Origin of the sequence: Mycobacterium sp. Aquia_216, assembly GCF_026723865.1 — a bacterium.
GTDB lineage: Bacteria > Actinomycetota > Actinomycetes > Mycobacteriales > Mycobacteriaceae > Mycobacterium.
In genome coordinates, this window is sequence record NZ_CP113529.1 from 2768971 (window position 1) to 2782925 (window position 13955).

The 13955-nt window shown below is 67.7% G+C and carries 12 protein-coding genes; 6 read left to right on the top strand and 6 right to left on the bottom strand.

Annotated elements, in window-relative coordinates:
* Window positions 1-10: 10 nt before the first annotated feature.
* On the bottom strand, window positions 11-2101 hold the full coding sequence (gene tkt / locus OK015_RS13025; RefSeq protein WP_268131984.1) for a transketolase: 2091 nt from the start codon (window positions 2099-2101) through the stop codon (window positions 11-13).
* A 266-nt stretch (window positions 2102-2367) separates the two neighbouring features.
* Between tkt and OK015_RS13030 the strand changes: the two genes are divergently transcribed.
* Entirely contained in the window at window positions 2368-3294 is a 927-nt protein-coding gene (locus OK015_RS13030) for a heme o synthase (RefSeq protein ID WP_268131986.1), read from the top strand.
* A gap of 142 nt (window positions 3295-3436) precedes the next feature.
* On the opposite strand, the gene OK015_RS13035 is transcribed toward OK015_RS13030, so the two are convergent.
* On the bottom strand, window positions 3437-4411 hold the full coding sequence (locus OK015_RS13035; RefSeq protein ID WP_268131988.1) for a quinone oxidoreductase family protein: 975 nt from the start codon (window positions 4409-4411) through the stop codon (window positions 3437-3439).
* Window positions 4412-4430: 19 nt separating this feature from the next.
* Between OK015_RS13035 and OK015_RS13040 the strand changes: the two genes are divergently transcribed.
* Complete coding sequence (locus tag OK015_RS13040; protein WP_268131991.1) at window positions 4431-5111, top strand: hypothetical protein; 681 nt, start codon at window positions 4431-4433, stop codon at window positions 5109-5111.
* Here the strand turns inward: OK015_RS13040 and OK015_RS13045 are convergent.
* The 4 genes from OK015_RS13045 to mptB all read right to left on the bottom strand — a co-directional run bounded on the left by OK015_RS13045 (window position 5061) and on the right by mptB (window position 9590).
* Window positions 5061-6032 carry a COX15/CtaA family protein gene (locus OK015_RS13045; RefSeq protein ID WP_442791248.1) on the bottom strand — a complete coding sequence of 324 codons (972 nt, stop codon included), beginning with the start codon at window positions 6030-6032 and terminating at the stop codon, window positions 5061-5063. The genes OK015_RS13040 and OK015_RS13045 overlap by 51 nt on opposite strands.
* A gap of 119 nt (window positions 6033-6151) precedes the next feature.
* Window positions 6152-6934: an ABC transporter permease gene (locus OK015_RS13050; protein WP_268131992.1), complete on the bottom strand. Its 783-nt coding sequence runs from the start codon at window positions 6932-6934 to the stop codon at window positions 6152-6154.
* On the bottom strand, window positions 6931-7881 hold the full coding sequence (locus OK015_RS13055; RefSeq protein ID WP_268131994.1) for an ABC transporter ATP-binding protein: 951 nt from the start codon (window positions 7879-7881) through the stop codon (window positions 6931-6933). The genes OK015_RS13050 and OK015_RS13055 overlap by 4 nt, the downstream gene beginning before the upstream one ends.
* The gene (gene mptB, locus OK015_RS13060) at window positions 7878-9590 is read right to left on the bottom strand and encodes a polyprenol phosphomannose-dependent alpha 1,6 mannosyltransferase MptB (protein ID WP_268131996.1); all 1713 of its coding nucleotides are present in this window, start codon (window positions 9588-9590) and stop codon (window positions 7878-7880) included. The genes OK015_RS13055 and mptB overlap by 4 nt, the downstream gene beginning before the upstream one ends.
* 120 nt (window positions 9591-9710) lie before the next feature.
* Between mptB and OK015_RS13065 the strand changes: the two genes are divergently transcribed.
* Genes OK015_RS13065 through sufC form a run of 4 tightly spaced genes read left to right on the top strand, consistent with a single transcriptional unit; the run spans window position 9711 to window position 13955 of the window.
* Entirely contained in the window at window positions 9711-10451 is a 741-nt protein-coding gene (locus OK015_RS13065) for a helix-turn-helix transcriptional regulator (protein ID WP_268131998.1), read from the top strand.
* A gap of 56 nt (window positions 10452-10507) precedes the next feature.
* Window positions 10508-11971 carry a Fe-S cluster assembly protein SufB gene (gene sufB / locus OK015_RS13070; RefSeq protein ID WP_268132001.1) on the top strand — a complete coding sequence of 488 codons (1464 nt, stop codon included), beginning with the start codon at window positions 10508-10510 and terminating at the stop codon, window positions 11969-11971.
* The gene (sufD, locus tag OK015_RS13075) at window positions 11971-13155 is read left to right on the top strand and encodes a Fe-S cluster assembly protein SufD (protein WP_268132003.1); all 1185 of its coding nucleotides are present in this window, start codon (window positions 11971-11973) and stop codon (window positions 13153-13155) included. Before sufB ends, sufD begins: the two co-directional genes overlap by 1 nt.
* Window positions 13155-13955: a Fe-S cluster assembly ATPase SufC gene (gene sufC / locus OK015_RS13080; RefSeq protein ID WP_268132005.1), complete on the top strand. Its 801-nt coding sequence runs from the start codon at window positions 13155-13157 to the stop codon at window positions 13953-13955. Before sufD ends, sufC begins: the two co-directional genes overlap by 1 nt.

Genomic DNA, 13955 nt, shown 5'->3' on the forward strand with positions numbered 1-13955 from the left:
TCAGCCTTTCTCAATTATCGACTACTTCTTCCGCAGCGGCAGCGACGGCCTCCGCGGTGAAGCCGAACTCACGGAACAATGTCTTGGCGTCGGCGGATTCGCCGTAATGCTCGATCGAGACGATCTTCCCGGTGTCGCCGACCAGTTTGTGCCACGGCTGCGCGATGCCGGCTTCGACCGCCACCCGGGCCGAGACCGACGGCGGCAGCACGCTGTCGCGGTACTCGGACGGCTGGGACTCGAACCACTCCACACACGGCATCGACACCACCCGCGCGACAATGTCCTTGTCCGCCAACAACTTCGCGGCATCCACCGCGAGCTGGACCTCCGAGCCGGTGGCGATCAGGACGACGTCGGGTTCTTCGTCGCCCCCGTCACCCAGCACGTAGCCACCCCGGGCGACGCCTTCGGCGTCGGTGCCCTCGAGCACCGGCACACCCTGGCGGGTCAGGATCAGGCCAACCGGGCCGCTGCCATTACCCCGCGCCAAAATTGTGCGCCAGGCGTAGGCGGTTTCGTTGGCGTCGGCCGGGCGCACCACCGACAGCTTCGGGATGGCCCGCAGCGCCGCGAGGTGCTCGATCGGTTGGTGGGTCGGACCGTCCTCGCCGAGGCCGATCGAATCGTGCGTCCACACGTAGATGGTGTCGATGTCCATCAGCGATGCCAGTCGCACCGCCCCGCGCATGTAGTCGGAGAACTGCAGGAACGTGCCGCCGTAGGCGCGAGTCGGTCCGTGCAGCACGATGCCGGACAGGATGGCGCCCATGGCGTGCTCGCGAATTCCGAAGTGCAAGGTGCGGCCGTACCAGTCGGCGGTGTAATCCTTGGTCGTAATCGACGGCGGGCCAAACGATTTCACACCATCCATAGTGGTGTTGTTGCTGCCCGCCAGGTCGGCCGAACCGCCCCACAGCTCGGGGAGTTTCGGCCCCACCGCGGAGAGCACCTTGCCGGATGCCGCGCGGGTGGCCAGCGCCTTCGAGCCGGGCTCCCAATACGGGATATCGGCATCCCAGCCGTCGGGCAACTTCTGCGCGGTCAACCGGTCCAGTAGCGCCTTACGCTCGGGTTCACGCTGTGCCCAGGCGTCGAATTCCGCTTGCCACTTCTCGTGAGCTTCCTTGCCCCGGTCCACCAGCTTGCGGGCGTGGGCGATGACCTCGTCGCGTACCTCGAAGGTCTTGTCCGGGTCGAAGCCGAGGATCTTCTTGGTGGCGGCCACCTCATCGTCGCCGAGCGCCGAGCCGTGCGCCTTGCCCGTGTTCATCAAGTTCGGCGCCGGGTAGCCGATGATGGTGCGCAGCGAGATGAAGGACGGCTTGTCGAGGACGGCCTTCGCATTGGCGATGGCCTCCTCGATGCCGACGACGTTCTCGCCGCCCTCCACCTCTTGCACGTGCCAGCCGTAGGCGCGGTAGCGCGCGGCCGTGTCCTCGCACAACGCGATGTCGGTGTCGTCCTCGATCGAGATCTGGTTGTGGTCGTAGAACACGATCAGGTTGCCCAGCTGCTGGACGGCGGCCAGCGAGGACGCCTCGGAGGTCACGCCCTCCTCGATGTCCCCATCGGAGGCGATGACGTAGATGAAGTGATCGAACGGGCTTTCCCCGGGCGCGGCGTCCGGGTCGAACAGACCGCGCTCGTAGCGCGCCGCCATCGCCATCCCGACCGAGGACGCGAGGCCTTGGCCCAGCGGGCCGGTGGTGATCTCAACACCCTTGGTGTGCCGAAACTCCGGGTGGCCGGGAGTCTTGGAGCCCCAGGTGCGCAGCGACTCGATGTCGGACAGTTCGAGGCCGAACCCGCCGAGGTAGAGCTGCAGGTACAGGGTCAGGCTGCTGTGCCCGGCCGACAATATGAACCGGTCGCGGCCCAGCCAGTGCACGTCGCTGGGGTCGTGGGTCATCGCGCGCTGGAACAGGGTGTAGGCCAGCGGCGCCAGGCTCATCGCGGTCCCGGGGTGGCCATTGCCGACCTTTTGCACCGCGTCGGCGGCCAGCACCCGCACCGTGTCGACGGCGGCCGAGTCGAGGTCGCTCCAGTCGTCGGGGTGGTGCGGTCGGGTCAGCGTGGAGATCTCTTCGAGTGTGGTCACAGGCGTCAGTCCTTGGGGTGGCCGTAATACATGCGCTGATCAATCCTCACCCTAGTGCGGGAGGGCCAGCGTTTGCAGTGTGGGATTGCGGGTATTCCTGGGCGCCCGTGGCGGATGTGACGCCCAGGCGTCCGCGACCTTGCGATCAGTGCCGCCGTCGGGAAATTTCGTGTGAATTGACCCTGGAGGCGGGCCGCGGTGCCAACGCGGTCTACCATCGTGCGTAGTAGATCCTGCGCCCCGCTGCGACCCCGAGGAGTTATTGCGTGAGCGTTCGCGGGCGCCTAGAGCCAACCCGAGCACCGAGCCGCATACGCGGCACGGTCCTGGCTTACCTGGCGTTGACCAAGCCGCGCGTCATCGAGCTGCTGCTGGTCACGGCCATTCCGGCGATGCTGCTGGCGCACCGCGGCCATGTCGACCCGCTGCTGATCCTCAACACGTTGATCGGCGGGATGCTGGCGGCCGGCGGGGCGAACACGCTCAACTGCGTCGCCGACGCCGACATCGACAAGCTGATGAAGCGCACCGCGCGCCGACCGTTGGCCAGGGCCGCGGTGCCCACCCGAAACGCCCTGGTACTGGGTCTGCTGCTGACCGTGGGCTCGTTCTTCTGGCTCTGGTGGACGACGAACCTGCTGTCGGGGCTGCTCGCCATCGCCACGATCGCGTTCTACGTGTTCGTCTACACCTTGCTGCTCAAACGGCGCACCTCGCAAAACGTCGTGTGGGGCGGTGCGGCCGGCTGCATGCCGGTGATGATCGGCTGGTCGGCCGTCACCGGCACCATCGGCTGGCCGGCGCTGGCGATGTTCGCGATCATCTTCTTCTGGACGCCCCCGCACACCTGGGCGTTGGCGATGCGCTACAAGGACGACTACAAGGCGGCCGGGGTTCCGATGCTGCCCGCCGTGGCGACCGAGCGCCAGGTCACCAAGCAGATCCTGATCTACACCTGGCTGACCGTCTTGGCGACGATGGCGCTGGCGCTGGCCGCCGGCTGGCTGTACACGGCGGTCGCCGTGGTGGCCGGGGTCTGGTTCCTGGCGATGGCCCACCAGTTGTACGCCGGGGTCCGGGCCGGTGAGCCGGTCAAGCCGCTGCGGCTGTTCCTGCAGTCCAACAACTACCTCGCGGTGGTGTTCTGCGCGCTGGCGGTCGACTCGGTGATCGCGCTGCCCACGCTGCTCTGACATGCGTCGCGGGTGAAATCACTTCCGCCACTTCGGCACCGCCGAACCGGGTCCTTCTCCGCGTGCGGCGGGTGGGGCTAAGGGCGCGCCTTACGACCCGAGGCCATGGCATACGGGCGCATCGTCGAGAAATTGACCCGACCTACGGCAGCAGCACAATTGAGCCCGCGGTCTTGCGGCCCTGCAGGTCCTGATGGGCGCGAGTCGCTTCGGCCAGCGGATAGCGGCCGCCTACTTCGATGTTGATCGCTCCGCTGGCCACCGCGTCGAACAATTCGTCGGCACGCCAGTTGAATTCCTGGCCGGTGCGCATGAAGTGGGCCAGCGTCGGCCGGGTCAGGAACACCGAGCCCGCGGCGTTGAGCCGCTGCGGATCCACCGGCGGCACGGGTCCGCTGGCAGCGCCGAACAACGCCAGGGTCCCGCGTACGGCCAGGCTGGCCAGGCTGGCGTCGAACGTCGTGGCGCCGACGCCGTCGTACACCGCCGCCACCCCGAGGCCCTCGGTGAGGTCACGGATCTGCTGACCGAATTGCGCGGCGTCGTCGGGGTAGGCGAGCACCTCGTCGGCGCCCGCCTTCCTGGACAGTTCGGCCTTCTGCGGCGTCGAGACGGTGCTGATGACCCGGGCGCCGAGCAGGTGTGCCCATTCGGTCAGGATCAGCCCGACGCCGCCGGCCCCGGCGTGCACCAGGACCGCGTCACCGGCTTGCACCGGATACACCGACTTCAGCAGGTAGTGCGCGGTCAGGCCCTTCAGCAGCACCGAGGCCGCTACCTCGGAAGTAACGCCTTCCGGCACCTTCGCCGTCAAATGTGCTGGTGCAATCGCGAATTCGGCGTAGGCGCCGGACGCCGCGGCGGACGCGACACGGTCGCCGACACTGAAGTCTTCGGCTCCCTCGCCCAGGGCCACGACGGTGCCACACACCTCGGAACCGAGGACAAACGGTAGCTCGCGCGGGTATTGCCCGGATCGGAAATACGTATCAATGAAGTTGACGCCAATGGCTTCGGCCTTGATCAGCAGCTCACCTTGGCCCGGCGAGGGTTGTGATGTGTCGACGTAGCGAAGAACCTCGGGGCCGCCAGTTTCACTGACTTCGATTGCGTGCATGTGGCTATCATGCCCGGGCATGAAGCTTGCGCGCCCGGATGTCTTCCACCCCCGCATCGTGCTCGCCGGAAGTCCGCAGCACGCAGGCGGTGACGGCGACGATGCGGGGGTGATTGCGGCGCTGCGACAACGCGGTCTGCACGCGCGCCGGCTGTCCTGGGACAACCCCGATACCTGCCACGCGGACTTGGTCATCCTGCGTGGTGCTCGCGATTACGCCGCGCGGCTCGAGGAGTTTCTGGCCTGGACCACCCGCGTCAAGAATCTGCTGAATGCGCCGAGCGTCGTCGCCTGGAATCTCGGCGCGCAATACCTGCGCGACCTCGAGAGTGCCGGTGTGCCAACGCTGTCCGATGGGCCGCCGCGCCATCCGGTGGCGTTGATCTTTTTCGGTGGTCAGCGTTCGCACGCATTCACTGACAGCCGCCAGGACGAGCCCGACTTCGAGGTGTGGGACGTGGGTTACGCGGCTATCGCGGCGGCCGCCGAACGCGCCGGAGTCGGCCCGGGCGAACTGCTGTATGCCCGGGTCGACGTGAATGGGAAACGGGTCGCGGGGCTCGATCTCGTCGCGCCGTCGTTGGGCTGGCGGCGGCTGGATGCCGACACCCGCGGCCTGGCCCAGCGCGAGTTCGCGCTGGCCGTGGAGTCAGCCTGCGAGCGGCTCGGGCTTGGCCCGTTCTCGCATCGACGCCCATAGCGCCGCGGTCGCGGCCGTGCATGCCGCGGCGCCGGCGACATGCACGGCGACCAGGGCGGCGGGTACACCGGTGAAGTACTGCGTGGTGCCGACCGCGGCTTGCGCGCACAGCAGGCCCAGCAGCACGCCCAGCCGCACGACGATCGCCCGCGTCGCACCGACGGCCAACAGTCCGAAGCCCAAACCGACCGTCAGCGCGAGATAGGCCACCAGCAGCGACGAATGCATGTGCACCAGCGTGGTGATCTCGACTTTCAGCCGCGGCACCGTCCTGCTTGGGCTCCGGTCGCCCGCATGCGGGCCGGCCGCGGTGACCAGCGTGCCGGTGACCAGCACCACCGCCAGGTTCATCCCGGTCAGCGCGGTGAGCAGGCGCAGTGGCTTGGCCACCCGCTCGTGCACCACTCCGTCATCCGGCTCGCCGACCTTGACGTACAGCAGCACCGACAGCCACACCATCGACATGGATACCAGCAGGTGAATCGCCACCGTCCACCACAGCAGCCCGGTGCGCACCGTGATGCCACCGATTACCGCCTGCACCACCGTCGACACGGGCATCAGCCACGCGTAGGCCAGCACCTGGTTCCGCCGGCGGGCCCGGTAGACCGCCAGCACGGCCAGCGCCGCGGTGACCACCACCGCGAGGCTGAACATCCGGTTGCCGAACTCGACGGCCTGATGCACCCGCGGCACCTCGGCGACGGCGACCGGGACGAAACTGCCCGGGAAACACTGCGGCCAAGTGGGGCAACCCAATCCCGATGCGGTGACGCGCACGATCGAGCCGGTGACGGCGATACCGCCCTGAGAGACGATCACGGTCGCGGCAATGATCCGCTGGACGCGCAGGCTGGGGTCGGGGAGCAGGCCCACCAACCGCATCAGCACTCGTCTCACCACCGCCCGATCGTAGGCCAATGAAAACTACGCCCTGTAGTACGGGACCGTGTCTGCGCCGAGGCTGTCATTTCGCAGGCCTGCCGCGGCGCGTCGTCTGCGCGGTTGCAGTGTCGCGGGCCGGGTGGTCCTAGCGACCGTCAGGTGAAACGGAACCAACGCAGCGCGGCAAGGGCGGCCACCGCGCCCCACGCCGTCAGGACGACGACGCCGAACCAGTCGACGGACAGCGTCATCGCCTGTGACAACGCCTCGGTCAGCGCGCCGGACGGCGTCAGCCGGGCCGCCCACTTAGCCGCCGTCGGGATCATGTTCGTCTCGACGGTCAGCGCACCGAGCCCGGCGAAAACGAACCACATCAGGTTGGCGACCGCGAGCACGATTTCGGCGCGCAGCGTCCCGCCCAGCAGCAGGCCGAGCGCCGTGAAGCCGGCGGTGCCGAGTGCGATGACCGCCGCGCCCAGCGCGAGCGCCGCCGGGGCGGGTCGCCAGCCCAACGCAAAACCGATGGCGCCCAAGATGATTGCCTGCAAGAACACCACGGTGATCACGGCCAGCGACTTGCCGGCAATGATTCCCCAGACCGGCAGCGGCGTGGCTCCCAGCCGTTTCAAAGCCCCGTACCTGCGGTCGAACGCCACCGCGATCGCCTGTCCGGTGAACGCGGTCGAGATCACCGCCAGGGCCATGATGGCCGGAACGAACGTCGCGGCGCGGTTCTGGCCGAACGAACCGAACGGCAACAGTGTCAGTCCGACCAGCAGCGTGATCGGGATGAACATCGTCAGCAGCAGCTGTTCGCCGTTGCGCAGCAACAGCTTTAGTTCCAGACCGAACTGCGCGGCGAGCATTTTCGGCACGGCGTTGGGGCGCGGGTCCGGGGTGAAGGTGCCCACCGGAAACGGGGTGTCGGTGTCGGTCACGGTCGCAACTTCCTGCCGGTGAGGTCCAGGAACACATCTTCGAGGCTGCGTTGCTCGACACGCATATCGGTGGCCAGCACGTCGATCTGGGCGCACCACGCCGTCACGGTCGCCAGCACTTGCGGGTCGACCGAGCCCTCGACCAGATACTCGCCCGGCGTCACCTCGGTGGCCTTGTAGTCCTCCGGCAGAGCAGAAGCCAAGAGCGACAAGTCAAGTCGCGGCGGCGCAGTGAACCGAACCTGGTCCTTCGCGCCGGAACGAGTCAGCTCCGACGGAGTGCCCGCGGCGACCGTCACGCCGTGGTCGATGATGACCAGCCGATCGGCGAGCTCCTCGGCCTCCTTGAGCTGGTGGGTGGTGAGCACCACCGTCACGCCGTCCCGGCGCAGCGCATCGATGAGTTCCCACACCAGCAACCGGGCATGCGCGTCCATGCCGGCGGTGGGCTCGTCGAGGAACACCAGTTCGGGACGCCCGACCAGCGCGCAGGCCAGCGCAAGTCGTTGCTGCTGCCCGCCGGAGAGCCGCCGGTAGGTGGTGCGGGCGGCGTCGGTGAGGCCCAACGTGGCCAGGAGCCACTGCGGGTCCAGCGGGTCGGCGGCATAGGACGCCACCAGGTTGAGCATTTCGCCGGCGCGGGCCGCCGGGTAGCCGCCGCCGCCCTGCAACATCACCCCGATGCGCGCGCGCAGCCTGGTGTTGTCGGTGACCGGGTTCAGGCCCAGCACCTCGATCGTGCCGGCGTCCGGGCGCACAAAGCCCTCGCACATCTCGACGGTCGTCGTCTTGCCGGCCCCGTTGGGCCCCAACAGGGCCAGCACCTCGGCGGCATGCACTTCGAGATCGAGATTGGAGACGGCTGTCGTTGACCCGTACTGCTTACTCACCCCGCGCAGCCGCACCACTGTCTCGGGGGCTTGGGGGTTTTGGGGGCCCGAACTCACGTCGAGTCAGCGTAGGCGTCGGGTGCCGACTCGGATCGAGGGGTGGCCCGTGGGGTCTCCGCGGTCGCGGGCGCGTCGGCTTGACGGTTCGCTTCGGCGCTGTCGCTCGGCGCGGTCTGCAGCGGTCGCCAGGGCAGGCGGGTGTAGGTCAACGCGACCAGGATGGCCACGACCACGGCGCTGGCCAGGGTGGCGTCCAGGATCTGGAACAGCGCGAAACGGTCGCCGTTGGCCGTGGGTCCGAAGATGCCGACGACGAGAGTGATCACGATGACCGTCTCCCGGAAGCCGGCGCGGGTAGCCCAGCAGGCCAGCGGAATGATCGCCCACAGCAGGTACCAGGGCTGCACGACGGGAAACAGCAGCACGCAGATGCCCAGCGCGACGCCGAGCCCACCGATCGGGTGCAACCGACCGCGGAACACAGCGAGCAGCAGCCAGCTGACCAGCACCATGATGATCAGCACGCCGATGAAACGGGTGAGGGCCAGCACCGCGGTGGTGTGATCGCCCAGGCCGAGCAGAATTCCCACCTGCCCGGTGGCCAGGGCCAGCAGCGTCGGGGGCGACATCCAGCTGCGCACGACGTTGGCGGTGCCGAGCGTGAACATCCAGCCGAACCCGAGCCCGCTCGCCCAGCCCACCAGGCCCATCACCGCCAGCGACAACGTCCCCATGCCGCCGCCGGCCAGCAGCAGCGCCCGCAGATTGCCGCCGCAGCGGTAGGCCAGCGCCATCGTGACGAATCCCAGCGCCAACAGCGAGGGCAGCTTCACCTGCGAGGACAGAATGATCAGGATGGAGCCGGCCAGCAGCATTCCCAACGGTTCCCAGTCGGGTCCGAACCGGCGCCAGGACGCGGGCCACAGCCGTGGCGAATCGATGCCGCGCAGCGCGAATTCGGCACCGATCAGCATCAACCCGAGCATCGGCGCTTCGTTGTGGATGCCCGCGACCAAATGCATCAGCAGCAGCGGGTTGGCCGCGCCCAGCCACAGCGCGCTGACCTCGGCGACGCCGCAGCGCCGGGCCAGCCGCGGGGTGGCCCACACGATCATCACCACCCCGGCCAGCACCACCAGGCGATGGCAGAGCACCGCGGCGACGATGTTCTCGCCGGTCAGGGCTGAGATGCCGCGCCCGATCCACAAGAAGAGCGGCCCGTAGGGGGCCGGCGTCTCCCGCCACACACTGGGCACCGACAGGGTGAACACGTGGCCGAGGCCGAGTCCGGACGCGGGGCCGACCTTGTAGGGGTCGAGGCCCTCCACCGAGATCTGGCTCTGAGCCAGGTAGGAGTAGACGTCCTTGCTGTACATCGGCGGCGCGATCAGCAACGGCAGCATCCACAGCATCAGGGTGCGATCCAGATCGCTGCGCGACATCTGCCGCTTGCCCAGCGCGAATCGGCCCAACATCAGCCAGGCGAGCGCCATCATGACCGCCCCGACCGTGGTCATCGTCAACGACACGGTCTGGATCCGGGACGGCAGGTTCAACAGCCGGACGCCGAAGGTGGGGTCCTGGACGACGGGCCGGGCCCCGGCGCCCAGGGCGCCGATCGCCATCAGGACCGTGCCGGCGGCGCCGAACAGCCGGGTACGCCGAAGTGCGGTGAGTTCCGTCTCATTCAGAGGTGACCCCACGGGCCGCTCGTCGCCGTGCAAGCTGGCGATCGACGAGCTCAGCGTGTGGTGGCGGGCCGACATCAGTGCAGCGTAGCGACATGTCGAGAACCGGCCAGCCGGTGCTCGCCGGGGGATGGGCACGACCCGCTACTCAGGGCACCCTTGCTAGACCGATTTCCGGAATTGCGTCACACTGGTGTTGTGAAAATCCGGACCGCTGACGAAGCCGTTGCGGCACCCGCAATGGGTGCCGCGGCTCCTGTCGTGCTGCCGGATGGTCACACCCGTCGCGCCATCGTGCGGCTGCTGCTGGAATCCGGGTCGATCACCGTCAGCGAGATCTGTGACCGGCTGGGGCTGGCGGCGGCCGGCGTGCGGCGTCATCTCGACGCGCTGATCGAAGCGGGCGACGCCGAGTCCGCCGCGGCCGCGGCATGGCAGCAGGCCGGACGTGGGCGTCCCGCGAAGCGTTTCCGGTTGACGGCGGCCGGCCGGGCCAAGCTCGACCACGCCTACGACGATCTGGCGGCCGCGGCCATGCGCCAGCTGCGCGAAATCGGTGGACAAGGCGCGCTCCAGGCGTTCGCCCGCCGCCGCATCGACACGATCCTGGCCGGTGTCGCGCCCGCTGACAGCGCCGACGACGCCGACGTCGAGGCGGCCGCCGAACGAGTGGCCGGCGCGCTGACCAAGGCCGGCTACGTCGCCACCACGACCCGGGTGGGCCTACCGCTGCACGGCGTGCAGATCTGTCAGCACCACTGCCCGGTATCGCATGTCGCCGAGGAATTCCCGGAGCTGTGCGAAGCCGAGCAGGAGGCCATGGCCGAGGTAATCGGCACCCACGTACAGCGGTTGGCGACCATCGTCAACGGCGACTGCGCCTGTACCACCCACGTGCCCCTCGCTCACGTAGCGGGCAAGGCAACGACCAAGACCTAGCATCAAGCGGCGCCCAGCCCGCGCCTGCACCGTACGAGCACCGAAGGAGCGTCCGCATGACACTCACGCCAGAGGCAACCACGGGATCCGTCCCCGCCGCGCCCGTAGAGCCCCTGACCCAGGAGCAGGCGATCGCGTCGCTGGGCAAATACGGCTACGGCTGGTCGGACTCCGACGTCGCGGGCGCCAGCGCCCAGCGCGGGCTGTCGGAGGCGGTGGTCCGCGACATCTCTGCGAAGAAGAGCGAGCCGGAGTGGATGCTGGCGACCCGGCTGAAGGCGCTGCGCGTCTTCGACAAGAAGCCGATGCCGAACTGGGGCTCCAACCTCGACGGCATCCATTTCGACAACATCAAGTACTTCGTGCGCTCCAGCGAGAAGCAGGCCGCGACCTGGGACGATCTGCCCGCGGACATCAAGAACACCTACGACAAGCTGGGCATCCCGGAGGCTGAGAAGCAACGCCTGGTCTCCGGTGTCGCCGCGCAGTACGAGTCCGAGGTCGTCTACCACTCCATCCGTGAGGACCTGGAGAAGCAGGGCGTCATCTTCCTGGACACCGACACGGCGCTACGCGAGCACCCCGAGATCTTCCAGCAGTACTTCGGCACCGTGATTCCGGCCGGGGACAACAAGTTCTCCGCGCTGAACACCGCGGTCTGGAGCGGTGGCTCGTTCATCTACGTGCCGCCGGGTGTGCACGTCGACATCCCGCTGCAGGCCTACTTCCGGATCAACACCGAAAACATGGGCCAGTTCGAGCGGACGCTGATCATCGTCGACGAGGGCGCCTACGTGCACTACGTCGAGGGCTGTACGGCGCCGATCTACAAGAGCGACTCGCTGCACTCCGCTGTGGTCGAGATCATCGTGAAGCCCGGTGGCCGTTGCCGTTACACGACGATCCAGAACTGGTCGAACAACGTCTACAACCTGGTCACCAAGCGTGCCCGCGCCGAAGCCGGCGCCACCATGGAATGGGTCGACGGCAACATCGGGTCGAAGGTGACCATGAAGTACCCGGCGGTTTGGATGACCGGTGAGTACGCCAAGGGCGAAGTGTTGTCGGTGGCGTTCGCCGGCGAGGGCCAGCACCAGGACACCGGGGCCAAAATGCTGCACCTGGCACCCAACACGTCGAGCAACATCGTCTCCAAGTCGGTGGCACGCGGCGGTGGCCGCGCGTCCTACCGCGGCCTGGTGCAGATCAACAAGGGTGCCCACGGTTCGCGGTCCAGCGTGAAATGCGATGCGCTGCTTGTGGATACGGTCAGTCGCAGCGACACCTACCCGTACGTCGACATCCGTGAGGATGACGTCACCATGGGCCACGAGGCCACCGTGTCCAAGGTCAGCGAGGACCAGCTGTTCTACCTGATGAGCCGCGGCATGACCGAGGACGAGGCGATGGCGATGGTCGTGCGCGGCTTCGTCGAGCCGATCGCCAAGGAACTGCCGATGGAGTACGCGCTGGAGCTCAACCGGCTGATCGAGCTGCAGATGGAAGGCGCGGTCGGCTAGTGACGAAACTGACTGAAGCGGTTGAGGGTTCGGCCCTCACCGCTGTCAACAAGGGCGAGCTGTTCGCGTCCTTCGACGTCGACGCCTTCGAGGTACCCAGCGGCCGCGACGAGATCTGGCGGTTCACCCCGCTGCGACGGTTGCGTGGCCTGCACGACGGCTCGGCGGTCGCCACCGGCAAGGCTGAGATCAGTGTCGGAGAACAGCCCGGCGTGCACACCGAAACCGTACGCCGCGGCGACGAGCGGCTGGGCCAGGGCGGTGTCCCCACTGATCGTGTTGCAGCCCAGGCATTCTCGTCGTTCAACTCCGCGACGGTGGTGACCGTGGCGCGCGACACCGAGGTTGCCAAGCCCATCGAGATCGTCGTCACCGGGCCGGGCGAGGGCGCGGTTGCCTACGGGCACCTGCAGATCCGCGTCGAAGAACTCGCCCGGGCCATCGTCGTCGTCGACCTGCGCGGCAGCGGCACGTACGCCGACAATGTCGAGATCATCGTCGGCGACTCGGCAGCCCTCGGGGTCATCTGGATCGCCGACTGGGCCGACGACATGGTCCACGTCAGCGCACATCACGCACGGCTGGGCAAGGATTCGGTGCTCGGCCACGTCAACGTGACGCTCGGCGGCGACCTGGTTCGTACGTCGACGACGGTGCGATTCACCGCGGCAGGCGGCGACGCTCAACTGCTGGGCACCTACTTCGCCGACGACGGCCAGCACTTCGAATCGCGGCTGCTCGTCGACCACGCGCATCCCAACTGTCGCTCGGACGTGTTGTACAAGGGTGCGCTGCAAGCAGATCCGGAATCCAACCGTCCCGACGCGCATACCGTCTGGGTGGGCGACGTGCTGATCCGCGCGGAGGCCACCGGCACGGATACCTTCGAGACCAATCGCAACCTGTTGCTCACCGACGGCGCCCGCGCCGATTCGGTGCCCAACCTCGAGATCGAGACGGGCGAGATCGTCGGCGCCGGACACGCAAGTGCCACCGGAAGATTCGACGACGAGCAAGTGTTCTACCTGAAGGCTCGGGGCATCCCGGAAGACCAGGCCCGTAGGTTGATCGTGCGCGGCTTCTTCGCGGAGATCATCCAGAAGATCGCCGTGTCCGCCGTGCGGGAACGGCTGACCGAGGCCATCGAACACGAACTTGAGTTAACCGAAGGAATCAAGAACTGATGACCACGCTCGAAATCAAGGATCTGCACGTCAGTGTCTCGCCCGCCAACGAGACCGAGGCCATCCCGATCCTCAAGGGTGTCGATCTCACGGTGAACTCGGGAGAGACGCACGCGCTGATGGGCCCGAACGGGTCCGGCAAGTCCACGCTCTCGTATGCGATCGCCGGGCACCCGAAGTACGAGGTGACGTCCGGCTCCATCACGCTGGACGGCCAGGATGTGCTGGCGATGAGCGTCGACGAGCGCGCCCGCGCCGGGTTGTTCCTCGCCATGCAATACCCGATCGAGGTGCCCGGGGTGTCCATGTCGAACTTCCTGCGCACCGCGGCCGCGGCGGTGCGTGGCGAGGCGCCGAAGCTGCGCCACTGGGTCAAGGAAGTCAAGGGCGCGATGGACGATCTCGGGATCGATCCGGCGTTCTCCGAACGCAGTGTGAACGAAGGTTTTTCGGGTGGTGAGAAGAAGCGCCACGAGATCCTGCAGCTGTCGCTGCTCAAGCCCAAGATCGCGATCCTCGACGAGACCGACTCCGGGCTGGATGTCGACGCGCTGCGAGTGGTCAGCGAGGGCGTGAACCGCTACGCCGAAGCCGGCTGGGACGATGGCACCGGCCAGCCGGTGCGTGGCGGCGTCCTGTTGATCACGCACTACACCCGGATCCTGCGCTACATCCGGCCGCAGTTCGTGCACGTGTTCGTGGGCGGGCGCATCGTCGAGGCCGGCGGCCCCGAACTGGCCGACGAGCTCGAAGAGCACGGCTACGAGCGCTTCACACACTCGGCTGCCACGGGGGCGTAA